At 68.6% G+C, this 25,470-nt stretch carries 29 protein-coding genes; 15 read left to right on the forward strand and 14 right to left on the reverse strand.

Annotation, left to right across the window (positions count from 1 at the left end; all coding sequences use genetic code 11):
• Nucleotides 1-152 precede the first annotated feature (152 nt).
• Nucleotides 153-791: a TetR/AcrR family transcriptional regulator gene (locus Raf01_RS37190; RefSeq protein WP_203922788.1), complete on the reverse strand. Its 639-nt coding sequence runs from the start codon at nucleotides 789-791 to the stop codon at nucleotides 153-155.
• Between the two features lie 52 nt (nucleotides 792-843).
• Here Raf01_RS37190 and Raf01_RS37195 point away from each other — a divergent pair, with 52 nt between their 5' ends.
• Nucleotides 844-1,989 (forward strand): FAD-dependent monooxygenase, encoded by a 1,146-nt coding sequence (locus tag Raf01_RS37195; protein ID WP_203922789.1) that lies wholly within the window; start codon nucleotides 844-846, stop codon nucleotides 1,987-1,989.
• Nucleotides 1,990-2,018: 29 nt separating this feature from the next.
• Here the strand turns inward: Raf01_RS37195 and Raf01_RS37200 are convergent, their stop codons facing one another.
• The gene (locus Raf01_RS37200; RefSeq protein ID WP_203922790.1) at nucleotides 2,019-2,687 is read right to left on the reverse strand and encodes a response regulator; all 669 of its coding nucleotides are present in this window, start codon (nucleotides 2,685-2,687) and stop codon (nucleotides 2,019-2,021) included.
• On the reverse strand, nucleotides 2,684-3,802 hold the full coding sequence (locus tag Raf01_RS37205) for a sensor histidine kinase (protein WP_203922791.1): 1,119 nt from the start codon (nucleotides 3,800-3,802) through the stop codon (nucleotides 2,684-2,686). Before Raf01_RS37205 ends, Raf01_RS37200 begins: the two co-directional genes overlap by 4 nt.
• Before the next feature lie 101 nt (nucleotides 3,803-3,903).
• Between Raf01_RS37205 and Raf01_RS37210 the strand changes: the two genes are divergently transcribed.
• Together Raf01_RS37210 and Raf01_RS37215 are read left to right on the forward strand one after the other, a co-directional pair.
• A complete protein-coding gene (locus tag Raf01_RS37210; RefSeq protein WP_203922792.1) occupies nucleotides 3,904-4,674 on the forward strand; it encodes an ABC transporter ATP-binding protein in 771 nt (256 codons plus the stop codon).
• Nucleotides 4,674-5,447, forward strand: coding sequence for an ABC transporter permease (locus tag Raf01_RS37215; protein ID WP_203922793.1), 774 nt, complete (start codon nucleotides 4,674-4,676; stop codon nucleotides 5,445-5,447). Before Raf01_RS37210 ends, Raf01_RS37215 begins: the two co-directional genes overlap by 1 nt.
• 82 nt (nucleotides 5,448-5,529) lie before the next feature.
• Here the strand turns inward: Raf01_RS37215 and Raf01_RS37220 are convergent, their stop codons facing one another.
• Complete coding sequence (locus Raf01_RS37220; RefSeq protein ID WP_203922794.1) at nucleotides 5,530-6,756, reverse strand: cytochrome P450; 1,227 nt, start codon at nucleotides 6,754-6,756, stop codon at nucleotides 5,530-5,532.
• A gap of 154 nt (nucleotides 6,757-6,910) precedes the next feature.
• On the opposite strand from Raf01_RS37220, the gene Raf01_RS37225 reads away from it, so the two are divergent.
• Nucleotides 6,911-8,302, forward strand: a complete 1,392-nt coding sequence (locus tag Raf01_RS37225; RefSeq protein ID WP_203922795.1) for a serine hydrolase domain-containing protein — start codon at nucleotides 6,911-6,913, stop codon at nucleotides 8,300-8,302.
• Nucleotides 8,303-8,368: 66 nt separating this feature from the next.
• On the opposite strand, the gene Raf01_RS37230 is transcribed toward Raf01_RS37225, so the two are convergent.
• On the reverse strand, nucleotides 8,369-9,871 hold the full coding sequence (locus Raf01_RS37230) for an FAD-binding oxidoreductase (protein WP_203922796.1): 1,503 nt from the start codon (nucleotides 9,869-9,871) through the stop codon (nucleotides 8,369-8,371).
• 300 nt (nucleotides 9,872-10,171) lie between these two features.
• On the opposite strand from Raf01_RS37230, the gene Raf01_RS37235 reads away from it, so the two are divergent.
• Nucleotides 10,172-10,366, forward strand: coding sequence for a hypothetical protein (locus Raf01_RS37235; protein ID WP_203922797.1), 195 nt, complete (start codon nucleotides 10,172-10,174; stop codon nucleotides 10,364-10,366).
• Between the two features lie 76 nt (nucleotides 10,367-10,442).
• Here the strand turns inward: Raf01_RS37235 and Raf01_RS37240 are convergent, their stop codons facing one another.
• Nucleotides 10,443-11,204: a class I SAM-dependent methyltransferase gene (locus Raf01_RS37240; RefSeq protein WP_203922798.1), complete on the reverse strand. Its 762-nt coding sequence runs from the start codon at nucleotides 11,202-11,204 to the stop codon at nucleotides 10,443-10,445.
• Between the two features lie 75 nt (nucleotides 11,205-11,279).
• A complete protein-coding gene (locus tag Raf01_RS37245; protein ID WP_203922799.1) occupies nucleotides 11,280-12,128 on the reverse strand; it encodes an alpha/beta fold hydrolase in 849 nt (282 codons plus the stop codon).
• Nucleotides 12,129-12,289: 161 nt separating this feature from the next.
• Between Raf01_RS37245 and Raf01_RS37250 the strand changes: the two genes are divergently transcribed.
• Both Raf01_RS37250 and Raf01_RS37255 read left to right on the forward strand, forming a co-directional pair.
• Entirely contained in the window at nucleotides 12,290-13,069 is a 780-nt protein-coding gene (locus Raf01_RS37250) for an AraC family transcriptional regulator (protein ID WP_203922800.1), read from the forward strand.
• Between the two features lie 67 nt (nucleotides 13,070-13,136).
• Nucleotides 13,137-13,928, forward strand: coding sequence for a hypothetical protein (locus Raf01_RS37255; protein WP_203922801.1), 792 nt, complete (start codon nucleotides 13,137-13,139; stop codon nucleotides 13,926-13,928).
• A gap of 38 nt (nucleotides 13,929-13,966) precedes the next feature.
• Here the strand turns inward: Raf01_RS37255 and Raf01_RS37260 are convergent, their stop codons facing one another.
• Together Raf01_RS37260 and Raf01_RS37265 are read right to left on the reverse strand one after the other, a co-directional pair.
• Nucleotides 13,967-14,635 carry a DUF4097 family beta strand repeat-containing protein gene (locus Raf01_RS37260; protein WP_203922802.1) on the reverse strand — a complete coding sequence of 223 codons (669 nt, stop codon included), beginning with the start codon at nucleotides 14,633-14,635 and terminating at the stop codon, nucleotides 13,967-13,969.
• Between the two features lie 142 nt (nucleotides 14,636-14,777).
• Nucleotides 14,778-14,993 carry a hypothetical protein gene (locus Raf01_RS37265; protein WP_203922803.1) on the reverse strand — a complete coding sequence of 72 codons (216 nt, stop codon included), beginning with the start codon at nucleotides 14,991-14,993 and terminating at the stop codon, nucleotides 14,778-14,780.
• 81 nt (nucleotides 14,994-15,074) lie between these two features.
• Here Raf01_RS37265 and Raf01_RS37270 point away from each other — a divergent pair, with 81 nt between their 5' ends.
• Nucleotides 15,075-15,743: a hypothetical protein gene (locus Raf01_RS37270; RefSeq protein ID WP_203922804.1), complete on the forward strand. Its 669-nt coding sequence runs from the start codon at nucleotides 15,075-15,077 to the stop codon at nucleotides 15,741-15,743.
• Entirely contained in the window at nucleotides 15,649-16,458 is an 810-nt protein-coding gene (locus Raf01_RS37275; RefSeq protein ID WP_203922805.1) for a septum formation family protein, read from the forward strand. Before Raf01_RS37270 ends, Raf01_RS37275 begins: the two co-directional genes overlap by 95 nt.
• A 50-nt stretch (nucleotides 16,459-16,508) precedes the next feature.
• Here Raf01_RS37275 and Raf01_RS37280 read toward each other — a convergent pair whose 3' ends face one another.
• A complete protein-coding gene (locus Raf01_RS37280; protein ID WP_203922806.1) occupies nucleotides 16,509-17,345 on the reverse strand; it encodes a hypothetical protein in 837 nt (278 codons plus the stop codon).
• Between the two features lie 132 nt (nucleotides 17,346-17,477).
• Here Raf01_RS37280 and Raf01_RS37285 point away from each other — a divergent pair, with 132 nt between their 5' ends.
• Nucleotides 17,478-18,281 (forward strand): SIR2 family NAD-dependent protein deacylase, encoded by an 804-nt coding sequence (locus Raf01_RS37285; protein WP_203922807.1) that lies wholly within the window; start codon nucleotides 17,478-17,480, stop codon nucleotides 18,279-18,281.
• Nucleotides 18,282-18,443: 162 nt separating this feature from the next.
• Here Raf01_RS37285 and Raf01_RS37290 read toward each other — a convergent pair whose 3' ends face one another.
• Entirely contained in the window at nucleotides 18,444-18,917 is a 474-nt protein-coding gene (locus Raf01_RS37290; RefSeq protein ID WP_203922808.1) for a P-loop nucleotide/nucleoside kinase family protein, read from the reverse strand.
• Nucleotides 18,918-19,182: 265 nt separating this feature from the next.
• Nucleotides 19,183-19,377, reverse strand: coding sequence for a hypothetical protein (locus tag Raf01_RS37295; protein ID WP_203922809.1), 195 nt, complete (start codon nucleotides 19,375-19,377; stop codon nucleotides 19,183-19,185).
• A 192-nt stretch (nucleotides 19,378-19,569) separates the two neighbouring features.
• Between Raf01_RS37295 and Raf01_RS37300 the strand changes: the two genes are divergently transcribed.
• From Raf01_RS37300 to Raf01_RS37310, 3 genes are all read left to right on the forward strand, one after another.
• A complete protein-coding gene (locus Raf01_RS37300; RefSeq protein ID WP_203922810.1) occupies nucleotides 19,570-19,791 on the forward strand; it encodes a hypothetical protein in 222 nt (73 codons plus the stop codon).
• 383 nt (nucleotides 19,792-20,174) lie between these two features.
• Nucleotides 20,175-21,365, forward strand: a complete 1,191-nt coding sequence (locus Raf01_RS37305; RefSeq protein WP_203922811.1) for a serine hydrolase domain-containing protein — start codon at nucleotides 20,175-20,177, stop codon at nucleotides 21,363-21,365.
• A gap of 205 nt (nucleotides 21,366-21,570) precedes the next feature.
• Nucleotides 21,571-21,981 (forward strand): hypothetical protein, encoded by a 411-nt coding sequence (locus tag Raf01_RS37310; RefSeq protein ID WP_203922812.1) that lies wholly within the window; start codon nucleotides 21,571-21,573, stop codon nucleotides 21,979-21,981.
• Nucleotides 21,982-22,197: 216 nt separating this feature from the next.
• On the opposite strand, the gene Raf01_RS37315 is transcribed toward Raf01_RS37310, so the two are convergent.
• Together Raf01_RS37315 and Raf01_RS37320 are read right to left on the reverse strand one after the other, a co-directional pair.
• The gene (locus tag Raf01_RS37315) at nucleotides 22,198-23,613 is read right to left on the reverse strand and encodes an amidase (RefSeq protein WP_203922813.1); all 1,416 of its coding nucleotides are present in this window, start codon (nucleotides 23,611-23,613) and stop codon (nucleotides 22,198-22,200) included.
• Between the two features lie 56 nt (nucleotides 23,614-23,669).
• The gene (locus tag Raf01_RS37320) at nucleotides 23,670-24,272 is read right to left on the reverse strand and encodes a TetR/AcrR family transcriptional regulator (RefSeq protein ID WP_203922814.1); all 603 of its coding nucleotides are present in this window, start codon (nucleotides 24,270-24,272) and stop codon (nucleotides 23,670-23,672) included.
• Between the two features lie 54 nt (nucleotides 24,273-24,326).
• Here Raf01_RS37320 and Raf01_RS37325 point away from each other — a divergent pair, with 54 nt between their 5' ends.
• Nucleotides 24,327-25,091: an SDR family oxidoreductase gene (locus tag Raf01_RS37325; RefSeq protein ID WP_203922815.1), complete on the forward strand. Its 765-nt coding sequence runs from the start codon at nucleotides 24,327-24,329 to the stop codon at nucleotides 25,089-25,091.
• 52 nt (nucleotides 25,092-25,143) lie between these two features.
• Nucleotides 25,144-25,374 carry a hypothetical protein gene (locus Raf01_RS37330; protein ID WP_203922816.1) on the forward strand — a complete coding sequence of 77 codons (231 nt, stop codon included), beginning with the start codon at nucleotides 25,144-25,146 and terminating at the stop codon, nucleotides 25,372-25,374.
• Nucleotides 25,375-25,470: the final 96 nt, after the last annotated feature.

Below are 25,470 nucleotides of genomic sequence, written 5' to 3' on the forward strand. Positions count from 1 at the left end.
ATGTTGCCGATTTGAGGCGGAACCGTTCAGGACGAGTCCCCGGCCCGATGAACTGCCCGGCCCGACGTAGGTTCGCTTGTCCTTCCCCAGCGATAGTGTCCCGGGAGCGCTGACGCTAGCGTTCCGGCGTCCCGTTTGGCTGCCAGAGCGGATCAGACCAGGCCGGAGAGCAGCACGGCCACCTCGTCGGCGAGCGCGTCGTCGGGGATACCCGGCCGGGAGAACGCCGATTCGACCGTGGTCGAGAGCAGCCGCGCCCGCTCGTCGCGCGTACTCTCCGAGCCGACCTCACGCTCGGCGTAGATGAAGCCCTCGAACACAGACTGGAAGGCGTAGGTCAGCTCCGGCGGCGCCAGATCCTTGCGCACCAAGCCCCGCACAGCCAGAACGTCCATATAGGACGCCATCACCGCGTTGTGCCGGCCGCCGTCGTAGCCGACCTCGGACCCGACGAGCTTGCCCCACATCTGCACGTCGCCGATCACCATCCCGTACAGCAGCGGGCGGCGCAGGATCGCCAGGAAGAACTCCGCGGCGAAACGGTGCAGCAGCGCGACGGCGGGGTCGGCGCGCAGGGCGGCCACCATGTCGGCGACCGCGGCGCTTATCTCGCGGGCGAACACGGCGCCGAACAGCTCCTCGCGCGTCTTCCAGTGCAGGTAGACGGTGCCCTTGCCGATGCCGGCGGCACCGGCGACGTCATCGATGGTGACGCGGCGGTAGCCGTGCCGGACCAGCAGGTCGGCAGCGACATCGAGGATCTTGGTCTCGCGATCGGTGCGGGGAGTCACATCGACACTCTAACACTTGACCAGATTTCAAATTTGGTCATACAGTCAACGCATGACCACGAAGACCGTTCTGATCTCCGGCGCCGGCGTGGCCGGCCCGACCCTCGCGTACTGGCTCGCCCGCAACGGATTCGCGCCGACGATCGTCGAGCGGGCCACCGGGCAGCGCTCCAGCGGCAACCCCATCGACGTGCGCGGTCCGGCCTTCGACATCGCCGGGAAGATGGGCCTGCTCCCCCGGCTTCGCGCTGCCGCGACGGCGACGACCGGCCTCGCCTTCGTCGACGCCCAGGGACGCCGCAAGAGCCGCGTCGACCTGTCGGTCAACCGGGCCACCGAGGTCGAGGTTCCCCGGGCCGACCTGGCCACGCTCATCAGCGACGCCGCGGCCGACAGTGCCGAGTTCATCTACGGCGACTCCGTCTCGGCCCTCAGTCAGGACGGCGGCGGCGTCGACGTCACGTTCGAAGGGGGTGCGCCGCGCCGGTTCGACCTGGTCATCGGCACCGACGGGCAGCACTCGACGGTCCGCAGCCTCGCCTGGGGGCCGGAGAGAAACTTCGTCTCACACCGCGGGCTCTACGTGGCCACCCTGCCCGTCGAGCGCGAACTCAATCCGACCACCGATGTGCTCCTCTACGGCATGCCCGGCCGCCTCGCGTCCGTCCATCCGGTGCGCGGCGACGGCGGCATCGCGGCGTTCATCTGGCGCAGCAGACCCGTGCCCGGCTACGACTACCGCGACACCGCCCAGCACAAGCGCATCGTCGAGCGGGCATACGCGGGTGGCGGCTGGATCGTGCCCGATCTGATCGAGCGCGTACGCGACGCCGGAGACCTCTACTTCGACGCCGTCAGCCAGGTACGCCTCGACACCTGGTCCCAGGGGCGCATCGGGCTCCTCGGTGACGCCGCGTCCTCGGTGTCACTGTTCGGCGAGGGGTCGAGCCTGGCGATGGCGGGGGCGTACACGCTCGCACGGATGCTGGCCGAGCACCGCGACGACCTCGGGCAGGGCCTGAAGGCGTACGAGTACGAGCACCGCAAGCTCATCGCCCCCAGGCAGAACGGCTTCGTCACGGCCGCCACGCTCATGGTGCCGGCCACCCGGATCGGGGTGGTCCTGCGCGACAACGGGGCCCGCCTGCTCACCGGCTGGCAACGGTTGACGGCCGGGCGCGGTAGGAAAGGGCGGTAGGAAAGGGCGGTAGAAATGGGCACCGTCGGTCACGACGCCGGCGTCACCAGGCCCGATTCGTATGCCGCGATGACGAGCTGAGCCCGGTCGCGCGCACCGAGTTTCGCGAGCAGGTGCCCGATGTGGGTCTTCACGGTCGCCGGGCGCAGCCGCAGCTGTTCGGCGATCTCCGGGTTGGACAGGCCGCGGGCGATCAGCACGAGCACCTCCCGCTCCCGGTCGGTGACCCCGTCCAGGCCGCTGCCCACCGGGCGCGCCGGAGGCGTGTGCCGGGCGAACTCTGCGATCAGACGCCGGGTCACGGTGGGCGCGAGCAGTCCTTCGCCCGCGGCGACGACCCGGATGCCGGCCAGCAGGTCGGCCGGTGGGGCGTCCTTGAGCAGGAAGCCGCTGGCGCCCGCGCGCAACGCCGCGTACACGTACTCGTCGAGGTCGAACGTGGTCAGTACGAGCACCCGCGGCACCGGGTCGGGTTCGGCGCAGATGCGCCGGGTCGCCGCGATGCCGTCCATCTCGGGCATCCGGATGTCCATGAGGACCACGTCCGGTCGGGTACCGCGGGCGAGCGTGACCGCCTCGGTACCGGTGCCCGCCTCGCCGACCGTCGTGAGCCCGGGTGCGGTGTCCACGAGTACCCGGAAGCTGCCTCGTACCAGTGCCTGGTCGTCGGCGATGAGTACCCGGATCGGGTCGGTCACGGCTCATAGGGTAGGCGCGCGGACACCGTGAACCCGCCATCCGGGCGCGGCCCGGCGTGGAATGAGCCGCCGTACATCAGCACGCGCTCCCGCATGCCGATCAGCCCGTGCCCGGCGTGCCGGTCGGGCGGCAGTACCCGTTTCCCGGGCCCGTCGTCGGCCACCTCGACCCGGACCTCGCCGCGCCCGACCACTATCGACACGCCGCAGCGGGCCGGTGCCGCGTGGCGGACCACGTTCGTCACCGCCTCCTGCACGATGCGGTACACCGACAGCGCCACGCCCTCGGGCAGCCGGTCCGCGCCCCGCACGTCGAGTTCGACCGGCACGCCGGCCTGTTCGGCCCGCTCGACGAGCGTGGGCAGTCCGTCCAGTCCGGGAGCCGGGGCCAGTTGGGCGGCGTCCGGACCGGAGCGCAGCACGCCGAGCAGTTGGCGCATCTCGGCGAGCGCGGTGCGGCTCGTCGACTCGATGACCCGCAACGCGTCCTGCGCCTCATCGGGCCGTACCGCCATGACGTGGTTGGCTGTGCCGGCCTTCACCGCGATCAGGCTCATGCTGTGCGCTACCACATCGTGCAGTTCACGGGCGATGCGCAGGCGCTCCTCGGCGGCCGCGCGGCCGGCCAACTCCGTGGCGGAGCGCGCCGCGTCCGCTCGGCGGTCCCGCACCATCCGGCCGGCGGTCCACGCGCCGGCGAGGAATCCCGTGCCGAGCAGGATGACGCCGAACCGGTGCGACGATCCGTAGGGCGAGCCCGCCACCGAGCCGCCGACCAGCACGGCCGCCGCTACCGCCGCGGTCACCGGGGTGGGCAGCCAGGCACGCCGGACGGCGACCGCCACCGGGTACAACGCGAACGAGGCGGCGACGAACGGATCGACCAGCACATCGGCGGCCAGCGCCGCCATCGAGGCCGAGAGCACGACCAGAAACACGGGTACCGGCCAGATTCGGCGCGCCGCCACCGGCACCCCGACCGCTACGACGAGCGGCACCGCGAGCCAGGCCGGCGCGCGGGCGGTGGAGGGAACAGAGAACAGCAGGTAGCCGACGGCGGCCAAGCCGTCGAGCGCGATCAGGTCACGGCGGCGCAGCCGCCTGCTCCGGTCCACTCCGCCGACGGTATCGGTGGTCCCGGACCGGCACCTCCCCCCGGGGTAGGTCATACCGTGCTCCGATGTGTCGGGCGCCGCCGTCGTGCATGGTGGCCGGCGTGATCGAAGTCAATCAACTGACCAAGCGGTACCGGGCCAACGTGGCCGTCGACCGGCTCTCCTTCACCGTGAAACCCGGCATGGTCACCGGGTTCGTCGGCCCCAACGGCGCCGGCAAGACCACCACCATCCGGTTGCTGCTCGGGCTGGCCGCGCCAACCGCCGGTCAGGCACTCGTCGGCGGTCGCCAGTACGCGTCGATCCGCCGCCCGCTGCACGAGGTGGGCGCCCTGCTCGACGCGAACGCCGTGCACCCCGGGCGGTCGGCGGTCAATCACCTGCGCTGGCTCGCCAGGACCAACGGCATCGGGCCGGCACGGATAGTGTCCACATTGGAGCAAGTCGGCCTGGCCGGGGCGGCACGCAAGCGGGTCGGTGCCTTTTCGCTCGGCATGCGGCAGCGGCTGGGCATCGCGGCGGCTCTGCTCGGCGACCCCGGCGTCCTGATCCTCGACGAGCCGATGAACGGACTGGATCCGCAGGGCGTGCGGTGGATCCGCGACCTGATGGGGGCACTGGCCGCCGAGGGCCGAGCGGTACTGCTCTCCAGCCACCTCATGGGTGAGATGGAGCTGATCGCGGACCGGCTGGTCATCATCGGCCGGGGTCGGCTCATCGCCGACACCACGGTCGGCGAGCTCATCAGCAACGCCCCGACGGGTCGTGGTGCGACGCCGGACGCGCCCGGCCAGAAAGCGACCTCACTCGAAGACGCGTACCTGCGGCTGACCGACGAGGCCGTCGAGCACCGGGCGGGCGGTGACCGGTGATGACCGCACTGCTCTCGGCCGAGTGGCTCAAAATCCGCTCGGTACGCTCGACGACCTGGTGCGTGTCGCTGACCATCGCGCTCAGCGTCGGGCTCGCGTACCTGGTCGGGCTCAGCTTCCGGACCAACTTCCCCGACCTGCCGCCGGACCAGCGCGCGACATTCGATCCGCTGTTCGCCACCTTCTACAGCCTCACCATCGGGCAACTCGCGCTGGTCGTGCTCGCGGTGTTGCTGGTCACCGGCGAATACTCCACCGGCACGATCCGCGCCAGTCTCACCGCGACACCGCGGCGGGGTCGTTTCTACGCCGCCAAGGCTGGCACCGGTACGCTGCTGGCCGCGGCGGTCGCCATGGTGACCGTGCTCGCCACCTTCGCCGCCGCCCAGGCCGGCCTCGGCCCACACGCCACATCCCCGCGCGCGGACGGGGTCCCGGCCGCAGCCGCCGGCGCGTGCCTCTACCTCATGCTGATCTACCTGTTCGCGACCGGGCTCGCGGCGCTGCTACGCAACGCCATTCCGGCGCTGGGCATCCTGCTTCCGCTGCTCTTCCTCGGCTCCCAGGGGCTGGGCAACGTGCCGAAGCTGAAGACCGTCACGCAGTACCTGCCGGACCAGACGGGCATGGTGATCATGCACATCGTCGGGCAGGCGAATGACCCGCGCTTCGCGCGCCCCTACGGCCCCTGGGCCGGACTGGGGCTCACCGCGCTGTGGACGGCGGCCGCACTGCTCGCCGGGTACCTCGCCATGCGTCACCGGGATACCTGAGCGGTGCGGCCCGGTCGCGCCGGCCCGGTCAAGGGCGATCGCTCGCCACATCGGCCCGTAGCGCCACGCGCCGGCCGGCGGTCTACCGGGCCGTTTCCGTCCAGGTGACCGGCAGTTCGTGGACGCCGTAGATGTTCATGTCGGTCCTGAGCCTCACCTCGCCGGCCGGGACGGCGAGTTTGAGGCCCGGGAACCGACGCAGCAGCCCCTCGAAGCCGGCGCGCATCTCGATGCGGGCCAGTTGCTGGCCGAGGCATTGGTGGACCCCGTGGCCGAAGGACAGGTGACCGCGGGCCTTGCGGTGGATGTCCAGGGTGTCGGGATTGTCGAAACGCTCGGGGTCGTGGTTGGCGGCCAGCAACGAGACAACGACGGTCGATCCCTCGCGGATCGTCTCACCGCCGAGTTCGATGTCTTCCGTGGCGTACCGGTAGAAGATGTCGGCGATGGACAGGTAGCGCAGGAGTTCCTCGACGGCATCGGGCATCAGATCCGGGTTGGCGCGCAGTTCGGCCAGTTGCTCGGGGTGCTCCAGGAGCGCGAAGGTACCCAGTGCCAGCATGTTGGCGGTGGTTTCGTGGCCCGCGAGCAGCAGCAGGAAGGCCGCGCCGGTCAGCTCCTCGATGGTGAGGTCGTCGTGGCGGGCCAGGTCGGACAGGATGTCTTCGCCGGGTTCGGCGCGCTTGTGCGTGACCAGTTCGGCCAGGTACATGGTCAGCGCACCGTACGCGGCCATCTTGTCCTCGAGCGTCACTTCCCTCTCCAGGAACTTGGCGGAGTTGGCCTGGAAGGTCTCCCGGTCCGCATAGGGGACACCGAGCAGCTCGCAGATCACCAGCGAGGGGACCGGCAGCGCGAACTCCTTGACGAGGTCGACCGGCGGGGTGAGGCGTGCCAATCCGTCCAGTTGCCGCTGGACGATGTCGTTGATCTGTTCTTCGAGCATCTTCATGCGTTTGACGGTGAAGGCGCCGGTGAGCCTGCGCCGCAGCCGGGTGTGGTCCGGCGGGTCCATGGCGATGAACAGGCCCGGCACCTGCGGGGACGGTTCGGTAGCGGTGGGCATGCCGGGGGTCTCGTAGGGCGTGTGGATAACGCCGAGATCCAGGCGGGAGCTGAACCGCGTGTCGGCCATGAGCTGGCGGACCGCCTCGTACCCGGTGACGAGCCAGCCCTGGTGCCCGTCGGGGAAGACCATGGGACTGACCGGGCGAGCCTCGCGCAGCCGGCTGATCTGCCGGGGCGGGTCGAAGGGGCTCGCGTCCCGCTCCATCGGCAGGCCGTGCGGGATGTCGACCGTTTGACTCATCGGATTTCCTTCCGTCGCGGTTGTCCCGGTAACGATCGCCGACGGACCTGACACGGAACCGTCACGGCTCTGACACCGACCGCGCCCGAGACCCGGCCGTCGCCGCCACAGTCGCTTGACCTTGCCCCAGGGGCAGGGTTGGACGATCGACAGCATGAACGAGATCGCACACATCAGCGAGCGAGCCGCCGCCTTCTGCGAGGCCACCCGGGTTCCCGGATTCGTCGCCGGCATCTACCACTCCGGAGAGCAGGCGGTCATCGCCCACGGTGTGGCGAACGTCGCCACCGGGGCGCCGATGCGCGAAGACACCGGCTTCCTGTTCGGGTCCATCACCAAGATCATGACGACCACGCTCCTGCTTCAACAGGTCGAGCGGGGCATCCTCGATCTCGACGCGCCGGTCGTCGACTACCTGCCGGAGTTCCGGCTCGCCACGCCCGGCACGGCCGAGAAGATCCGCGTCCGCCACCTCGTCACGCACACCAGCGGAATCGACGCCGACCTGTTCTTTCCGGACGCCGCGGGCCGCGACGCCCTGAAGACCTACGTAGAGCGGCTCGGCAAGGAGTGCGGCACCCTCTTCGAGCCAGGCGAGTACGTCAGCTACTCCAACGGTGGCATGATCGTCGCCGGCCGGCTGCTGGAGGTGGTCACCGGCCGGCCGTACCACGAGCTGATCGAGCACGACGTCTTCGCGGCCACCGGGATGGCCGGCGCGTGTACCTCCGCCGAACGAGCCATCCTGCGCTCCACCGCCATCGGGCACTTCGCCGACCCGGTCACCGGCGCCGCACGGCCGACCGGCATGTTCATGCTGCCGCAGACGTGGGGTCCGGCCGGCAGCACGCCGATCGGCACCATCGAGGACCTGCTCGCCTTCGGGCGAGTCCACCTCGGCGACGGCGTGGCGCCGTCGGGCACCCGGGTGCTCTCGGCGGAGTCGGTCGCCCTCATGCGGTCGGTCACTTATGACCTGGGTACGCCGAACACCTCGCCCGTCGGCCTCGGCTGGCTGGTGCGGTCCCTCGGCGGCACAACGGTGCTGACCATGTCGGGTGCGTCGCCCGGCGGGATGGCGGTCCTGGTCGTCGTCCCGGAACACGAGCTGGTGTTCGCCGCCTACGGCAACGACCCGCGGGCGCTGGCTCTGCACGACGAGTTGCTGTTCTGGCTCGCCGGGCAGTTCGGCGAGGTACAGGCTCCAGCCTATGCGCCAGAATCGATCGACCTTCAGCCGTACGGGGGGACGTACCGCTCGAACCAGCTCCGGATCGACGTACGCGTCGTGGACGGTGGACTGGAGGAACGGGTCACCTACGAGCCGGCGGACGACGAGCAGGAGCGCATCTTCACCGGCTTCGTGGGCGGCTCGTTCACGGCGCCCCCGCAGCGGTACGTGCCGGTCGGGAAGGACCTCTTCGCCCCGGCCGGGGTGCCGCTTGCGGGGCTGCCGTCGCACTATCTGGTGTCCTACCACGGCGGGGCGGCGTACCGGTGCGCCGGCGGCCGGATGAGCCGGCGCGAGTCCGCGCTTCCGGGCTGACGTTCCGTCGGGATCGGACCCCCGGCCGACCCGCGTGGCGGGTCGGCCGGTTCGGGTGGCGGTGGGTCAGCAGGATGCGGGTGGGACGCTCTGCTCGTACTGGAAGATGTTCTGGGGGTCGTACTTCTGCTTGATCCGGCGAAGCCGGTCGAAGTTGGATCCCCAGTAGGCGGTCTCCCACTCCTGCATCCCGATGTTCGGCACGTTGACATAGGCGCCGTTCACATAGGGCCGCAACGCCTGGCTGAATTCGGCGATCCATGCCTGGGCGATCGGGGTGGTGGGATCGTCGCAGTCGGGATTCGCACGGTCGCCCCAGCCGGCTCCGGGCTCGGCGTAGAACAACGCGTCGCGGTGGTTGAACGCCGACCCGCCGCGGGGTTGCTTGGTCTGAGCCCCGGTGCCGAATGCCTGAGTGAAGTAGTTGCTGTCCTCCGAGGGCGCGTCGTTGATGAAGGAGCGGATGATGCTGATCGCCTTCTTCGGGAACGGGTCGGTGGTGAACTGTGAGAAGAACTTCCAGAACGCGGGTTCGTCCGCGACCGGGGTCTGGAAGCCGGCGTAGATGTCGCCCCAGTTCCCGGTCTGCACGGCGACGTCGGGGGTGTCGATCGAGAGGATCGGGTCCAGCAGGTGCCTGATCTCCGCCGCGGTCCCCTCGGCGAGGACCGCGAACAGCAGGATCTGGGACTTGTGGATCTCAAGCTGGGAACCGAGCCGGAAGTCGGACAACGGCGCGGTGCGCTGCCAGGTGTCGAAGATGCCCTGCAGGTCGCTGAGGCCGTCCCAGGTCGCCGTCAGATAGGCGACGCTCTTGAGCGGAGACGCTTTGTAGGTCAGTGAGGTGACGATTCCGTAGTTGCCGTTTCCCGCTCCGCGCAGCGCCCAGAGCAGGTCCGAGTTGTTGTTCAGGTCCGCCTTGATGGCCTTCGCGCCGTCGATACCGGTCGGGACGACGACCTCCGCGCCGACCAGGCTGTCGCAGGCCATGCCGAGGTAGCGGAGGAGGAAGCCGAGGCCGCCGCCGAGGGTCGCGCCGGACAGGCCCACACTGTCCTCCGTCCCCGTCGTCACCGCCAGGTCGTGCTTCGCGAGCGCGGCCACCGCCTCCCCCTGGTTGAGCCCGGCGCCGACCTTCGCGATGCCGGTGGCGGTGTCGATGTGGGTCGACTTCAACTCGCTGACGTCGATCACGATGCCGTTGTCGACGTTCGACCACCCCTCCAGGGCGTGGCGGCCGCTGCGTACCCGCAGCGAGACGTTGTTCTGCCGCGCCCAGGTGAGGGCGTTGACCACGTCCTGGGTCTCCTGCGCGAAGACGATGACCAGTGGGTAGTGGACGAACAGCTCGTCCCAGCCAAGGCTCGCCTCGGGGTAGTCGGGGTCCTGGGGACGGACGATGCGGCCGGTGAGCTTCGCCGGCGGCTCGCATTCCGCCTTGCAGTCTGAACCCGAGCCGTATGCCGCAACGTCCGACATGCCTCCGGTCACAACAGCGGGGAGAATGACCGCGCCGGCGCCGGCGGCCGCCGTCGCCTTCAGCAGGTCACGACGAGATAGGTCTGGCATTGCCGGTATCCTCTCGATCGAGCTTCATCAGTATCGACCAGAGGACCCTTTTGCTCCCATCTGGCGCGAAACCAACGCTAATTCGGGAGGCTTCCTCGGAAATTCGAAAATTTAACTCGAAACCCTGTCGGGTGATGCCAGCCGGCAGTGTGCGGGCGGCGCATCTACCGTTTCTCCACCCTGATCGCCCTTGCGTTCACCGCACCGTCACCGCCGACGGTGCCACAGTGACGCGTACGGGTGTCGCCCGCCTTCCGCGGGCACCCAGTGGTGCGGGAGGAGATTCACATGAAGGGTCGGATGCTCGATATCGCGCTCGTGGCGATCTGGGTCGTGTCGTTCTTCGTCGTTGCTGTCGTCCACCCGAGCGTCGCCAACCTGGTGATCGCCTTGGGCGGAGCGATTGCCCTCGGCTGGTACGACGCCACGGTGCGGCACACCCTGAAGGGCTACCGGTTGCGTGCGCGATGGTGTCGCGCCACGAACGTCGGCTGAGCCGAGTCGGTCACGGCGGTCTGAGCACCGGTTGGAAGCACCGCCAGCCGGCCACTCCCTGCCGCGCCTCCCGCGGCTATCCCGCCGTGGCGGACGCCATGACCCGTCGGGACAGGGTCTGGAACTCCAACACCCGGCCCGCCTCTTCGTGCAGTGCGCGCAGGGCCGAGTCCTCGCCGGGGTCGATCCCCGCGGCCTCCAACCACAGGCCGTGTTCGACCGCCTGCCAGTCCGGTCGATCGTCGACCACAACGTCGATGAAGCCCGCAGCGGTCAATCCCGTGCGGAGATCGATCGCCCGCAGCCGATCCGGCAGCCGGGCGTCCTGCGGGTCGACCGGTTCCCAACAGGTCAACACTGCCCGCCCACCCGGAGAAAGGACCCGCCGGATCTCGCGGTACGCAGCGTCGGAGGGATCCGCGAACTGTACGGCGTCGATGCACATCACGGCGTTCACCGACGCCTCCGGCAGCCCGGTAGCGGTCAGGTCGCCAACCTGGAAGCGTCCCGACCGACCCAGCTCTCGGGCGTACTCCCGGGCTTGTCGTACCGCCTCAGCCGAGAAGTCGACTCCCCACAGGTGCGCCCCGCTCCGGTGGGCCACTTCCAGTCCGTAGCCACCTCGTCCACACGCGAGGTCCAACAGCACCTGGCCGGCCGACAACCGCAGTGCGGCATTGATCTCGGCGATCGCGTCCCAGGGCAGCAGACTCGTGGACAACACGTGGGCGGGCAGGCCAAGGTGGCGCCGCTGGATCTCGTCCTTGGCCGGCGAGGTGACCATGTCTGCGTACCACTGATCGAAGTACTCGGCTGACAACCGGGACTCAGTACTCATGCGATCATTCTCGCAGTTTCCGCCCAGCGGCCAGGCCGGGCATGTGACCGTAGAGAACCTGATATCTCTCGGGCATCAGTCGTCGTGCGGGGAGTGGTTCGCGGCGAAGGCCAGGAGAGGTGCGGCGGTCCGCGGCGGATCCTCAAGGATGGGCGTGTGCCCGACACCCGGCAACATCTCGACCGTCGCGCCGGGAACGACACGGTAATCCGCGGCGGACGACGAGCGCCACCTGCGATCGTCCTCGCCGAAAATCACCAGCAGCGGCTTGCCGAGTGTCGCCAGCCGCTGCGGGAGTGCCTGCTCCTCCAGGTACGCGCTGCCTGCCTGCGAGGCCGCGGCGAACACGTGGAAATCCATGGCGCGCGCCTCGTCCAAGAATGGCTGGGGAATCTCGAAGCCGGAGCCGAACGCGGGGCTCATGATCTGCCGGAGTTGCTCATCGGTGAGATCCGGCCCCTCCGCCAGCCCGACGGCGAGATCCTTTGCGATGAACGCGACCATGTTGGGCCCGGTGTTGACGAGCGTGAGCGCGGTCACCAGGTCGGGCCGTCGCTCGGCGAGGGCGGTCGCGACCGTTCCACCGCTGGAATGGCCGACGACGATGACCTGCTCGACGCCGAGCCGGTCGAGTGCCTCGCCGACCCGGCGAGCCTGGTCCGGAATCGCATAGCTCGCACCGTCCGGTCTGGCTGACTGTCCGCACCCGAGCAGGTCGATCCGGATGACCCGATGAGACCCGGTCAACAGCGGAACCATCGCGTCCCACGTGCGCAGTGACGCGGCGGTGCCGTGGATGAGCAGGAGCGCGGGGGCGTCACGGGGGCCGTCCTCGCGCACGTGGATTTCGCCGTCGTCCAACGGGAGGTTCGTCTCCTCCGTGGCCCCGGCGGACACGCGCGACGTGTTGTCGGAAACAGTCATGCGTAGATTGTCGCCGCCGGTGCGTGCCGGTGGCTTGGACAAATGTTCCCGTCGGCCGGCGTACGTAGCATGGGGGAATGTGGTCCGGCGCGTCCGAGCGGGACGGGATGTTGTGGGACATCGCATGCCCAGCTCAGCCCAGTCGGGTGCCCGGAGTCGCGATGGCCGGGTTCGGCGACCGCGGCATCACCCCGCCTGAGCTACGGCTGATCCCGCACCCGGCCGTGACCCTGCTTCTGGTGTTCGACGGCACGATTGCCGTGGAAAGCGCCACAGGGCGGCGGCATCAGGGCAGTTTCGTTGCCGGCCTCGGGTTCGGCGAGGTCCTCCGCGCGGTGCGGGCGACGAACTTTGAGTGTCTGCAGGTGCGCCTGTCGCCGGTGGTCGCACACGCGGCGCTGGGTGCCGCCGTGACCGACCTGGGCGGCGCCGTGGTGACCCTCGATGACCTGTTGGGCCGGGAAGCGGCACGAGTCAGCCAACGCCTGGCCGATCTCCGCTCCTGGGACGATCGCTTCGTGTTGGTCGACGCGTGGCTCGCCCGCCGTTGCGCGGCGGCGTCGCGGGTGGCGCCGGAGGTGGCCTTTGCCTGGCGTGGAATCGTCGCCAGCCGTGGCATGGTCCGGATCGAGCGCCTGGCGGCCGAACTCGGCTGGAGCCGCAAACGCCTCTGGTCCCGGTTCCATGCGCAGCTCGGCCTGCCGCCCAAGCGCGCCGCGAAGCTGGTTCGCTTCGACCATGCGGTCCACAGTCTGGTCGCGGGCCGGGACGCGGCCGGAGTCGCGGTCGACGGCGGTTACACCGATCAGTCGCACCTGCACCGGGACGTCGTGGCGTTCACCGGGTTGACCCCCGCCGCCGTCGCCGACGAACCATTTCTCGCGGTCGACGAGATCGCATGGGGCTGGCCCGGACCGCGAAACCCCGGGCGATCGGCCTGAACCGGTTGCGGTAGACAGCCCCAGCCGGCACCGACCTGCGCTGGGGGGGACGGTAAGCTGCCGGCAAGTGGAGTCCCTGCTGCCGAAGCTGTTCCTCGCTCCCCTGTTGGTCGTGATGTCCACGCTTGCCGGCCGCCGGTGGGGACCTGACGTCACGGGCATTCTCGTCGCCTTCCCGATTGTCGCCGGGCCGATCCTGTTCATCACCTACCAGCAACATGGCGCGAAATTCGCCAGCGACGCGGCCAGTTCCTCTCTTCTCGGGCTCGTGTCGCTGGCCACGTTCGCGGTGCTGTTCGCCCGCACCGCGCGCCGGTTCGGCTGGCTCACCACACTGGCCGCGAGCTGGGCAGCCGTTCTGGCCATGGATGCCGCGCTATCCGTCATCCAGGTCGCGATGCTCGTCGCGCTGGCGCTCACGCTGGTCGCGACTGCGGCCGCGATGGCCCTCATGCCGACAATCGAGTCTGAACGGTCGGGTGAGTCAGAGCGTCGGGCGTGGCCCGTCTGGGAGTTGCCCGCTCGTGCGACCGCGACCGGCGTCCTGGTACTTGTCGTTACGACAGCTTCCAGCGCCATGGGCCCGCATTGGACCGGACTCCTGGCACCTTTCCCCATCGCGACAAGCGTCGTAGCGGCCTTCGTCCACGCGCAGTACGGTCCCGCCGTGACCGCGCGGACCCTGAGCGGTGCGGTCATGGGCTTGTTCAGCTTTGCGGCGTTCTGCGTCTCGGTCGCGGTCCTCCTACGCCCGATCGGCGGCGCCGCGTTTGTGCTGGGTGCTGCGGTGGCCGTCGCCGTCCAACTTGTGGCAGCACACGCGCGAGGCAGACTACGGATGCGGTCCTCGAACGAGTAGTCCGAGGACCGCATCGAGTTCGTCTTGTCGCTGTCCGATCAGAGGCTGCGGGCGACGATGTCGCCGACGGCGGTGGTTGCGTGGATGGTGAGCTGGGCGGCGGCGCCCTCGGTGTTCCTGAGGGAGTTGTGGATCCGGCCGTGGGACGTGCCGGCGTCCAGGCTGGCCGAGACTCCGGCGGCGACGCCGACCTCCACCTCGCCGGCATCGGTGCGCAGCACGACCGCGCCGCGCACGGCCTCGGCGATGCGGATGTCGCCCTTGCTGGTGCGGATCTCCGCGGGGCCGCCCACGCGGCCGACCGAGACATCACCGGCAACAGTGGTGAGGCGGGCGCTCGCGGCCTCGTCGAGGCTGATCGAGCCGTGTTCGCTCTCGACAGCGACGTCGCCGAACCGCCCAACGGCCCGGAGCTCGGCGCTGGCCGCCTTCACCTCGATCCGGGAACCGGCGGGCAACTGGACCGTTACCTCGATGGATCCCGAGGGACCGAAGTACTGGTTCTTCGCCGATGCCGCGATCCGCAGAATCCCGTCGGTGTATTCGACCCTGGTCTGCTCCGCTACCTTCACGTCGCGGCCCTTCGAGGCGTCCGCGGGCAGGATCTCGACCGTGGTGTCGGCCCGGTCGGCTGCGACGAACTGAACGCGCCCCGCGGGGATGTCGAGGACGGCGGAGATCGGGGCGGGGGTGTTGAACGTTGGCATCGCGGTACCCTCCTGGGGATTTGCCGGGCGTCCCCGCTGGTGGGGAACTGGTGACGGGATCCACGATCGACGGTTGCCCTGACACCGGGCAGCCACCGCACTGACGCGGCCCCTGACACGGTTGCCCTCTCCCAGCGCTCCGCTACTCGTCGTCGATGAGCGCGCGCAGAGACGCGGCCCGGTCCTGGTCCTCGATGTCATCGACCCGGGAACTGACCATCGTCCACGGAGTTGCGCACGGTCCCTCGTGGGACTCATCCGGACACAGAGCCCGCGCTATTGCGTCCGTCGCCTGCCCCAACTCGGCCTCGGTCGCTCGCAGCACGATCTGTACCTGCCAGACATCGCGCTCATCCATCCCGGTTCACGAGCGCGATGATAGTGGCGCAAAATCGCGTCCGGGCTCCTACACACCTCGCATAGCCGGGACAATGCACGCATGCGACCCGACGCCCCCGCAGACAGCCCCTCCACGACGCTCGACAGCCCTCCCGCCCAACCCGGCTACGAGTCGTGGTCGACGCAACCACCCCGCTACGGCGATCGTCACCGACTCCGTAGTCTGCTGGTGGCCGCCGCGTGCGTCGTACTTTTGGTCGCCGTCGGCGTGGTACTCGCCGTACGACTCGGCACGAAACAGCCAGCGACACCGGACACCCGGCCCCTCCTCGTACCGGTACCGGCCGGCGCACTCGCGTGTGCACAGAACAACACGCTGATCAGCGGCAACCGACTCGCACACTCCGACGGGGTACCCGCCGCTCTAGGCTCCACGCTCAGCGGATCCGGCCTGCTGAGCATGGCCTACCGCTGCTGGCTGCCGATCATCGGCTCCGAGGTCGACGTCATACTGCTGCGCTTCGACACAGCCGAGCACGCCCAGGGCATGGTGCTCGGCGACCAGAAGGCGCTCGGTGGGACTGCCGCGATCAGCGAGGTTCCCAGCGTCCCTGGCGCGCTCAACTTCAGACTTCGAGCGCAGCCCGCCCGGCTGTGGGTACTCGGCGCACGGCATGCGACCGCGTTCGCGATCCTCGCCACCACCGGCCAGGAGTTCGACGCTGACGCGATCGACGAAATCGCCGCGCAACAGTACGCGCGACTATGACGACGGATCGACGCCTGGACTCCGCGTCGGCTCGACAAGATCTTTCACCGGGAGCATCGCCGGGCGGTCGACCGCCCCGGCCGAGGACAGCCCGTCCCGAGCCGTCGCTGACGCCCAGTGCCTCACCGGCGCCGCAGACTACCTGGGCGGTGACTACCACCTCGGTATCTTCGATCTGAACCTGGTGCTGCCCAGTAACGCGGCATGGAGCGGCGGCGCCCGCTGGTTTCGCTGCGACCTCGTCCGGTATACCGACGCCAACGCCACCATGTTCGGAGTGACCAACAGCGTCAAGAGCGGGCTGAGAGGATCCGGACCACTGGCCTCCATCTGCCGGACCATCACCGACGACGGCCACGGCAGTCTGACCGACGAGCAGCTGGCCGACTGCACCCAACCGCACAACAGCGAACTGGCCGGCTTGTTCACCGCCCCGGACCTGCCCTGGCCAAGCGACGAACAGGCTCGAGACGACCTGGCCTCACAGGGCTGCCAGCGAGTCGTGGCCAAGTATCTCGGGTTCAGCGGTGGCGAGGTAGACAGCCCCTACCTCGGCTGGGGATACGAGTCTTTCACCGAGGCTCAGTGGGACCTGGGTGATCGCACCATCCGATGTTCCGCACTCGGGTTCCACGGCGCCTCATCCAACGGAATCCGATTCATCGGCAGCGTCAAAGGACTCCGGAACAGCAAGCCTAAAGGCTGGCACGGATAGCACGGGCGAACCACGGGCCCGCCTACGGCACGAGCGCGCGTCGGACAGCTCTATGGCGCCTGCTCCACAAACGTGTCGTCGAATGGCCATCGGTCGGTGCCGAGATCGGTCCGGATGCTGCACCGGTACCTGAGAAGGTCGATGCGGTCCGCGTCGCTAAGGTCGCTGTCTGGCTGTCTCGACGGGTCGGCGTCAATGTTGTAGTGCAGCTGTCCCTCGTCGACGTAGTCGCGACGGAAATCGGTAGCCCATTGCGAGTTGTGACCCCAGCCATGGGACAGATCAACCGCTCTGCGGTTGCGTCGCCACCAGGCCCAGTACAGTGCCGAGCGTGCCGCCACGTCAATGTTCATGTGGCGAGCGCCCGCCCGGATCACCACGCCCGCACGGGCCACCAGCATGCCGCCGACGATCGCGCCCGGCCAGCACTCGCCGACAACGCTCGGCGGTTCGTCAGCGTCGTCGCTGACCTGCACCGAGACGATCTCGTGGAAGAACGGGTGGAACGACGATTCGGCCAGCGATACCGCCCCGATCGCCGCGCAGAAATCTGGCCACGCCGACGTGCTCGGGATGGTGCCCCGCCACCACGGCTTGCCGCTGGTCCAGTCCAGCAACTGAGGATCGGGATTGTCCGGTTGAAACGCCGACACCAGCACGTCGAGGACACGACTCAACGCGTACAGCCCTTCCAGGACCGTGTAGTGGTTGCCCCCGCGCGGTACCCGCACTCGGCGGCTGTCCGGACGACCCAGCTCACGCAGTTCCTCAACGAGGTGCGGACGCATCTCAAGCCACGGCTGCAACACGTCGCCGCCCCAACCCGCAGCCGGCCCATCCCGCAACTCGATGAACAAATCCCGGAATTCCCAGAGCATCGACGGCACGCCGTGCACCGTAAGCCACTCACACCGTGGCGACAACGGGATTCCGACCGGACATGCCCGAGTACTCGTGGGGGCGGCAGCCCGCTGCAATTGCATAGCTCGGGCGAGTCAGGCACCGGTACCGTCTTCCCCATGCCGAAGCAGGTTCCCAGCTGGATTAGTGACGTGACGCGGGTCGCGGTGCTGTCCGGTGCCGGCATCTCGACCGGCTCGGGCATCCCGGACTACCGGGGGCCGGACGGGGTGTGGACCCGGGACCCCGCGGCCGCGGCCGCATTCACCCTTGATACCTACCTGGCCAACCCGGACGTCCGCGCCAGGTTCTGGCGTACCTACGTCGACCACGCAGCCTGGCAAGCCCAGCCCAACGCCGCCCACCAGGCACTGGTGCGACTCGACGAGTCCGGAATCGCGGTGCGTGTACTGACGCAGAACATCGACGGGCTGCACCAACGCGCCGGCCTGGCCGACCGCAAGGTACTGGAACTTCACGGCACCATGTGGACCACCACCTGCACACGATGCCGCAGCACGTTTCCGACCACGGCGGTACGGGCCCGCGTCGCCGCTGGAGAGCACGATCCGCACTGCACCGCGTGCGGCGGCCTCCTCAAGCTCGATACCGTGCTGTTCGGGCAGAACCTCAACCCCGACATCATGGGTCGGGCCGTCGCGATCGTCTCCAATACCCCGCTGCTGGTCGCCGTCGGCTCCTCGCTACTCGTCGAGCCGGCCGCGCAACTGTGCCGGGTCGCGGTCGAGCGGGGTGCGCACCTGGTCGTCATCAACCGCGACCCCACCCCGTACGACCAACTGGCGGTCGAGGTAATCCGCGCCGACATCACCGATGCGGTCGCCGACCTCGTCGACCAACTCATCACCCCAGGCGCTCGGGTGCGTGGGGCCGACGACGCGCGTCGGAGGATGCCGGCATGAGTGGTCGCGGACCAGCCGTGGACGCCGGTTCCCGGAAGACCCGCAGACCCGCCTCCCGCTCATCGACAATCCGGTCGATCGGCAAGCTCGCCCGACACGCGGCTACTTATTTACTGATGGCACGACCGCAGCCCGGCCATGAGAGCGAGTGTTTCGCCAGCGTCAAGTTTCGACAACCTCGAAATGTTCGTGAGTGCCGAGCTCCTCGAAACGCGCCTTCAGGTCGCGATACGCGGCCGCGTCGATGATGAACGCCCTTCCCGGGTGGTCGTTACGAGTCAGGCAGCGCGACAAGGCGGTTTCGTCGTCGGTGCGCACCCAATGCAGGCGGTGGTCTGCCGACACAGACCTGGCCAGCTCGCGGGTCAGGTCGCGCTCCGACCTGCGCCAGAAGCCGAAGTCGAGGACGACGTCCACACCGGCACGCAGGAGCTGGGGCCAATGGCCATGCAGCACGCCTGTGAGCCGGTCCAACAGCTCATACTCCTGATGGGAAGTGGGGGCTCCGTCGGTGTACAGCCGGAGGTACCACTCGTCCAACGAGATCAACACGGCACCACTTCGGTCAGAGAGTTCCCTGGCGAAACGAGTCTTTCCGACGCCCAGGTAGCCATGGATGAGATGAACCGTTGCCACGCCACAATCATGCGGCACGGCGTCGCTGGTGAGGCTAACGGCGCATTCTCCTCGAGAGAAGCGGAAGCCGAGTCGTGCGCTGTTCGAACAGTCCGGCCATCATGGGCTCGGGTCCGCGGACGTAGCAGAGCCGATAGCTGCCCGCGTGCTGCGCCAGCTCTCCGACGGGGTTCGGCGCTGTGGGTGCGCAGGCGGGCAATGACGTCCTCGATGTCGTCAACGGCGAAGCGGCGTACTCGGGCAACCCCGGCGCTTAACGGCCCGTCTAGCCGCGGTGGTCGTCCTCGTTGAGGCCCGCCTCACGCTGCTGGTCCAGGACGTCGACCGGATCAGCCTCGAACGGGGTCCGCAACCGCCGCATGACCTCGTCGTCGACCCACGGCCGGCGTTGCACAGCCCCGTCAACGTCCAGCCCCTCCAAGAACGGACTGCCAACATCGGATCCGCTAGCGTTCATCATGCAGCACTCCCGTACTTCGGAACGAGATCAGGACCAGTCTCGGAGGATACGAGACAGGACCGACACTCCGACCTCCGATGCGGAGCACACGATAATCGGCACCTCGCTAACCGGCAGGAGTGCCATGGTCGGCGGCACGTCCGGCCGGGCGACCAGCTGCCCTCCACCTGGCAGTTGGTCCAGGAGTGGGGCGTGGCGATGGCCACCGCCAGCAAGGCCCTCACCATGCTGCGGCAGAGGGCTCACCGCTACAGACACGTAGCCGGCAAGGATCACCTTGTCACGCTCATGGCCGACCCGGCCGGCTTGGCGTGGACTGCCTGCGATTCGGCGACGAAGTTGACGATCAGGTCGAGCCTGTGGGGGGTGAGGCACCTGCTCGACGTCGGCGATGTCGGCATGCACGAAGGCTGATCTGCTCGCGCACGTCGGCCAGATCTACTTCGGTGCCCGCGGTAAGCCAGGGCGTCCAGCGCGACGACGCTGTCGTCGAGGTCGGTCGACCAGCGTGCCGACCTACGCGCCGTCGGCGCACATCAGTGGCGTTCGCTGGTACGTGTTGACGAGCAGGCTCAGCAGTGGTCCGGCTGCGGCGGATCAAGCTCGTCTTTGCTGGTGATCCGCCGTTTCCTTGGGTGGGCGCCGCGTCGGAGTCGTGTCAGTGCGGTGACAGACCTGTGTCAGGGCGGTAGGCGATCGTGGCCGCTGTGATCAGTTCACGGATCGTGGCCTCGTGGCTGCGAATAAGCAGGGGAACGAAAAACAACAGGGTGCGGAGGTCATGGCTCTTCCGGCGAGTGGGGCTCCTGGCGCTGGCGGTCACGCTGCCGGCCGCGGCGGCCGCACCCGCAGCGGCCAACGCGAATAGCAGAGCCGTGTCGAAGGCCGCTACCGGGCAGAGTCGCCCGCAGCTGCAGGAGGCCATCCAGGAGATCGTTGATGCCGGTATCGCCGGGGTGCAGCTGCGCGTCCACGATCAGCGGGGCGACTGGGCCGGTAGCGCCGGGGTGAGCAGGTTGGGCGCTGCCGCGAAGCCCCCGACAGACGGGCGGTTCCGGATCGGCAGCACCACCAAGACCTTCACCGCGACTGTGGTGCTGCAACTGGTCGGAGAGGACAAGATCGGGCTGGACACCCCCGTAGCCGACTACCTGCCACAGTTCGGCTTGGACCGGCGGATCACCGTGCGGATGCTGCTGCAGCACACCAGCGGGTTGTTCGAATTCACCGGCCAGTCCTACCCCGACGGGACGTACGTAGCGGGGATCCCATGGTCAGGCAAGGAGTGGGTGGACAACCGGTTCCGTACCTACCGGCCGGAGGACCTGGTACGGTTCGCGCTGTCCAAGCCCGCACTGTTCGCGCCGGGCACGGACTGGAGCTACTCCAACACCAACTACGTGTTGGCCAGGCTGCTGATCGAGAAGGTCACCGGCCACTCGTACGCCGACGAGGTCCAGCGGCGGATCGTGCGGCCGCTCGGACTGTCGGGCACTGTGGTGCCGGGCACCTCGCCGCAGATCCCCGGGCCGCACGCCCACGCCTACTACCAGTATGAGGAGGCCGGGCAGCCGAAGACGGTCGACATCACCCGCCAGAACCCCTCCTGGATCTCCAGCGCCGGTGAGATGATCTCGACTACCAAGGACCTCAACACGTTCATCTCCGCACTGCTGGGCGGGAGGCTTCTGCCACGCCCGTTGCTGGCCGAGATGCTCAAGCCGCACGCGACCAGTGACCCGACGAGCGACTACGGCCTCGGGTTGTTCGAGCTGCACGCGGACGCGAACTGCAGCGGCACCATCCTGATCAACCACAACGGCAGCGTCCAGGGCTACGCGACGCTGATGTACAGCACGCCCGACGGCAGTAAGTCCCTGACGGCCTCGCTGACCTACGTGGACGACGTTGCCGCCGCATCGTCCCTGCAAGGGGTGTACACGACGGCGGTGCAGATGCTCACCAAGTTGGAGTTCTGCGGCGGGTAGGCCGGCTGACGGGGCCGAGCGCCTTGGACCCGTACGCCCTGAGGAGAAATGCAGTCAATGGCGAGATGGTAGGCAGTCCAGAGCAGCGCCCCGTATGCGCGCTCAAGGACAGCAGACATCTTCTATGCGCGTAAGTTACCACCCACTCGAGAAGCATCCCTGCCTGAGGAGGTACATATTCATGCGACGCAGACGCCAACCGGCTATGTCGATCGTGAAGCGCACGACAACCTGGCTTGCCGTCACGGTGGCCGCGGCAACCACGGCCACGGTCGTGGGTGCCAGCCCATCGTCCGCCGCCACCGTTCCCACCAGCGTCACAGCGACGTCACCGGTTGGTTATGCGTATTTCAACGCCGACACCCAGGTACTGAGCATTCACGATTCGCGCGCGGACGGCTACGGAATCGCGGTCATCAACTATCGGTATGACCTGGCCAACGTAGGGCCCTACTACGGGTGGAACCGCGAGGGCAACGGCACCACTACCTACTACTACCTGCACATGCCTTACCTCGGCGAAATCAAGTTCCGCGTATGCGCCGAGCAGGACGGCGTAGTCCTGAATTTCGACTGTAGTGTCAACGTATTTGGATACGCCGGTGGAGAGATTTAGCATGACAGTCCGGCCGGGACTCGAGGCGTAGACGCTCATCGCCGGTCGCGACCACGCTTCGTATAGTTGGCGTGTTCTGTGGGCATGCAACGGCCACTGCACAACGATCGTCTCTTGTGGAGTACGACAACCGTGCAGTGGCCGTTGCCGCGAATCTGCTTGTCGCTGCCTCAAAAAACGTCCACTGATCGTGCGAACGTAATCCCGCGGTGGAGGTCACGCCGGGGTGCCAGGACGGCGGCCGGCCCATGGCCGGGCCTGTTCGAGCTGGTGCGCCACCCGCAGTAGCAGGTCTTCGCGTCCGTACGCGGCGACGAGCTGCACGCCTATGGGCAGGCCGTCGTCCGCGGACCAGTGCAGCGGCAGGCTGATCGCGGGCTGGCCACTGATATTGAACGGCTGGGTGAAGGCCACACACTGGCCCGACCGCGCCGCCAGTGCGGACAGATCGGCGGTGTCCCCGGCGAACGCGCCGATCGGGGCCGGCGGCTCGCCGAGCGTGGGCGTCACCAGCAGGTCGAAGCCATCCGCCCACCATTGCTGGACAGCGCGGCGCAGCAGCGTACGGCTTTCCAGTGCCCGCACGTGGTCGACCGCGCTGACCTCACGCGCCTGCTCGGCCAACGCCCAGTTCACTGGCTCCACGTCGGCGGCGGTGACCGGGCGGCCCAGCGACTCAGCGAGCCGTGACACCATGGCGCGGATGTTGACGGCGCGCAGGACGCCGACACTTCGCCAGGGGCCGCGGTCGGCGAGCGCGGCGGGAAAGCCGGGTTCCACTCGGTGGCCGAGAGACTCCAGGAGCCCACCCGCGTCACGCGCCGCCGTCGCGCTCTCCTCGTGCACCGGCTCGCCCCAAGGGTAGTGATCGAGGAGCCCGATGCGAAGCGAACCGGGGTCGGCACCGAGTTCACACACGTACGGACGCGCTGGCGGCGGCGCGATCACCGTGTCGCCCACGCCGGGACCGCTCACCGCGTCGAGCATCGCGGCGGCGTCACGGACGGAGCGCGTGTGGCAGAAGTGCACCGCGGGTCCGCTCTCGTCACCGTACGGCCCGAGCGACACTCGCCCCTGCGACGGTTTGAGACCGACCACACCGCAGCACGACGCGGGAATCCGGATCGATCCGCCGCCGTCGCTGGCGTGCGCGACGGCGACCATGCCGGACGCGACCGCCGCAGCGGATCCGCCACTTGAGCCGCCCGCCGAACGGTCCGTGAGCCACGGATTACGGGTCGGTCCCCAGACCAGCGGTTCGGTCGCCGGGAGGCTCCCGAACTCGGCGCTGTTCGTCCGTCCCACAGTGACCAGCCCCGCGGCACGGAAACGCGCGACGACGGTAGCGTCTGCGAGCGACGGCACCGCCGCCTCCTTCAATCGCTGGTTACCGTCACTGAGCGGCTGCCCCGCGTACGCCACCAAAAGATCCTTAAGCAGGAAGGGCACCCCGCGGAACACCCCACCCGGCACCGGGCCGGCCACCGTGGCGCGCGCCGCGTCGAACCACCGCATCACCACGGCGTTCACGCTCGGATCGAGGTCGATGATCCGCTCGATCGCCGCTTCGAGCATCTCGGCTGAGGTCACCTGCCCAGAACTCACCAGCCCGGCCTGCCCTACCGCGTCCATCCACCGCGTCTCCTCCGCGAGCGAGCCCATGCATCCCTCCCACCGGATCGCTGAGGTTATCCCCGTCGGGGTGTGCCGTCGCCGAAGGCTGCCGCGAGCGCCTTCGCGATCAAGTCGGGTAGATCGGTACGCCCGTCGTCCTTCGCCCACCGCACCAGGGCGGTATGCATTGCGGCCAGGCAGGCGCTGGCCGCCGCCGCGGCTTGGAAGGCCACGTCCGGATCGGCGGCCTCGTCCCCGAGGCCGTCCACGATGGCTTGTTGAAGCACATAGTGGTTGTCCAGGTGCCGGGCGCGTAGGGCGGGCGTCGAGATCATCAGCCGCAGGCGGGCCAGCAGAAATCGATCGTCGCCAGCGGCCAGCGTCCGCGCTGAGTCGACGAGCGCGTTGCCGATGCGGCGCACCAGGGGCTGCCCGGCCGGCGTGGCGGCGATCTGTTCGGCGACCAGCAGCGCGTTCTGATCGACCAGCACGAGGTCCTCCTTCGTGGGGAAGTGCCGATACACCGTCATCGGAGACACGCCGGCGGCTTCGGCGATGTCGTTCACGGTCGCACCGTCGTACCCGCGCTCGACGAACAACCGCACCGCATGCACCTGGATCATGCGCTGCGTTTCGGCCCGCCGTTGCTCCCGCAGTGTTGAGTGCCGCTCGCGCATGTGATAGACACTACCGCACTGTTAGTGACTAACAATAAGGGAGTGACTCACACTATGAGTGATCTGATCGGCAGGACAGCCCTGGTGACCGGCTCCTCGCGCGGCATCGGACAGGCGATCGCGATCCGGCTGGCGGCGCGGGGCGCATTCGTCATCGCGCACTACGGCACGGACAAGGACGGTGCGACGGCGACGGTCGACCAGATCGCGCGGGCCGGCGGAACGGCGTGCGCCGTCGGCGCGGAACTGGGCGTGGACGGGGACGTCGAGACACTGTTCGCGGGGGTCGACGCCGGCCTGGCCGGACGGCCGCTCGACATCCTCGTCAACAACGCGGCGGCGTCACCCGCAGGCCCGCTCGGTGCCACGACACGGGCGGCGTTCGACCATCTGTTCGCCGTCAACGTGCGAGCGCCGTACTTCATCACCGAGCGGGCGTTGCCCCTGCTCTCCGACGGCGGCCGGATCATCACGATCTCGTCCGCAGCGACCCGGATGGCCAACGCCACCCAGACATCGTTCGCCATGACCAAAGGCGCGGTCGAGACGATGACCCTTACCTTGGCCAACCAACTCGGCGCCCGGGGCATCACGGTGAACGCGGTCGCGCCCGGCGCCACTCGGACGGCCACCAACGGATCGGTCTTCGAGACACCGGGCCTGACCGACCTGATCACCGGAATGACGGCACTCGACCGGCTGGGCGGCCCCGACGACGTCGCCGACGTGGTCGCGTTCCTCGCCTCCGACGCCGCGCGCTGGGTCACTGGACAGGTCATCGACGCGAGTGGCGGCCTATTCCTGGGCCCGCGCGCCTGACCGCCAATGCGCCCGCCATCGCGCGCACCACCAGCCGCCGATCCTTCACGGCATGCACTTCCACGACCTACGCCACACCCAGAAGACCTGGCTGATCGAAGGCGACATACCGGAGATCGCCCAAGCCAAACGACTCGGCCGCCGCATCCCCGGGGTACGCGGCATCTACAGCCACGTCACCCCCGCCATGCAACAACGGACCACCCAGGCCCTCCAACACCGCTGGGAGGCCACCCACCGCCAGCCGCCCGCCCCGGCGGTACGGCGCCTACGGGCCGCCTAGCCGCTTCCGGAAACGAAGCAGTGCCCGGACGCGGCGGATCCGCCGCGTCCGGGCATTTCTCTTCCAATCAGGAAAATGGGTCACTCGAATTGCAAA

It is taken from the genome of Rugosimonospora africana (assembly GCF_016862975.1).
GTDB classification, from domain to species: Bacteria; Actinomycetota; Actinomycetes; order Mycobacteriales; family Micromonosporaceae; genus Rugosimonospora; species Rugosimonospora africana.

Excerpts from the sequence above, each read along its gene's own strand:
- Raf01_RS37195 (WP_203922789.1), top strand. The coding sequence starts at position 844 with ATGACCACGAAGACCGTTCTGATCTCCGGCGCCGGCGTGGCCGGCCCG.
- Raf01_RS37215 (WP_203922793.1), top strand. The coding sequence starts at position 4,674 with ATGACCGCACTGCTCTCGGCCGAGTGGCTCAAAATCCGCTCGGTACGC.
- Raf01_RS37220 (WP_203922794.1), bottom strand. The coding sequence starts at position 6,756 with ATGAGTCAAACGGTCGACATCCCGCACGGCCTGCCGATGGAGCGGGAC.
- Raf01_RS37225 (WP_203922795.1), top strand. The coding sequence starts at position 6,911 with ATGAACGAGATCGCACACATCAGCGAGCGAGCCGCCGCCTTCTGCGAG.
- Raf01_RS37230 (WP_203922796.1), bottom strand. The coding sequence starts at position 9,871 with ATGCCAGACCTATCTCGTCGTGACCTGCTGAAGGCGACGGCGGCCGCC.
- Raf01_RS37235 (WP_203922797.1), top strand. The coding sequence starts at position 10,172 with ATGCTCGATATCGCGCTCGTGGCGATCTGGGTCGTGTCGTTCTTCGTC.
- Raf01_RS37240 (WP_203922798.1), bottom strand. The coding sequence starts at position 11,204 with ATGAGTACTGAGTCCCGGTTGTCAGCCGAGTACTTCGATCAGTGGTAC.
- Raf01_RS37245 (WP_203922799.1), bottom strand. The coding sequence starts at position 12,128 with ATGACTGTTTCCGACAACACGTCGCGCGTGTCCGCCGGGGCCACGGAG.
- Raf01_RS37250 (WP_203922800.1), top strand. The coding sequence starts at position 12,290 with ATGGCCGGGTTCGGCGACCGCGGCATCACCCCGCCTGAGCTACGGCTG.
- Raf01_RS37260 (WP_203922802.1), bottom strand. The coding sequence starts at position 14,635 with ATGCCAACGTTCAACACCCCCGCCCCGATCTCCGCCGTCCTCGACATC.
- Raf01_RS37265 (WP_203922803.1), bottom strand. The coding sequence starts at position 14,993 with ATGGATGAGCGCGATGTCTGGCAGGTACAGATCGTGCTGCGAGCGACC.
- Raf01_RS37270 (WP_203922804.1), top strand. The coding sequence starts at position 15,075 with ATGCGACCCGACGCCCCCGCAGACAGCCCCTCCACGACGCTCGACAGC.
- Raf01_RS37275 (WP_203922805.1), top strand. The coding sequence starts at position 15,649 with ATGCGACCGCGTTCGCGATCCTCGCCACCACCGGCCAGGAGTTCGACG.
- Raf01_RS37285 (WP_203922807.1), top strand. The coding sequence starts at position 17,478 with ATGCCGAAGCAGGTTCCCAGCTGGATTAGTGACGTGACGCGGGTCGCG.
- Raf01_RS37295 (WP_203922809.1), bottom strand. The coding sequence starts at position 19,377 with ATGATGAACGCTAGCGGATCCGATGTTGGCAGTCCGTTCTTGGAGGGG.
- Raf01_RS37310 (WP_203922812.1), top strand. The coding sequence starts at position 21,571 with ATGTCGATCGTGAAGCGCACGACAACCTGGCTTGCCGTCACGGTGGCC.
- Raf01_RS37315 (WP_203922813.1), bottom strand. The coding sequence starts at position 23,613 with ATGGACGCGGTAGGGCAGGCCGGGCTGGTGAGTTCTGGGCAGGTGACC.
- Raf01_RS37320 (WP_203922814.1), bottom strand. The coding sequence starts at position 24,272 with ATGCGCGAGCGGCACTCAACACTGCGGGAGCAACGGCGGGCCGAAACG.
- Raf01_RS37325 (WP_203922815.1), top strand. The coding sequence starts at position 24,327 with ATGAGTGATCTGATCGGCAGGACAGCCCTGGTGACCGGCTCCTCGCGC.
- Raf01_RS37330 (WP_203922816.1), top strand. The coding sequence starts at position 25,144 with ATGCACTTCCACGACCTACGCCACACCCAGAAGACCTGGCTGATCGAA.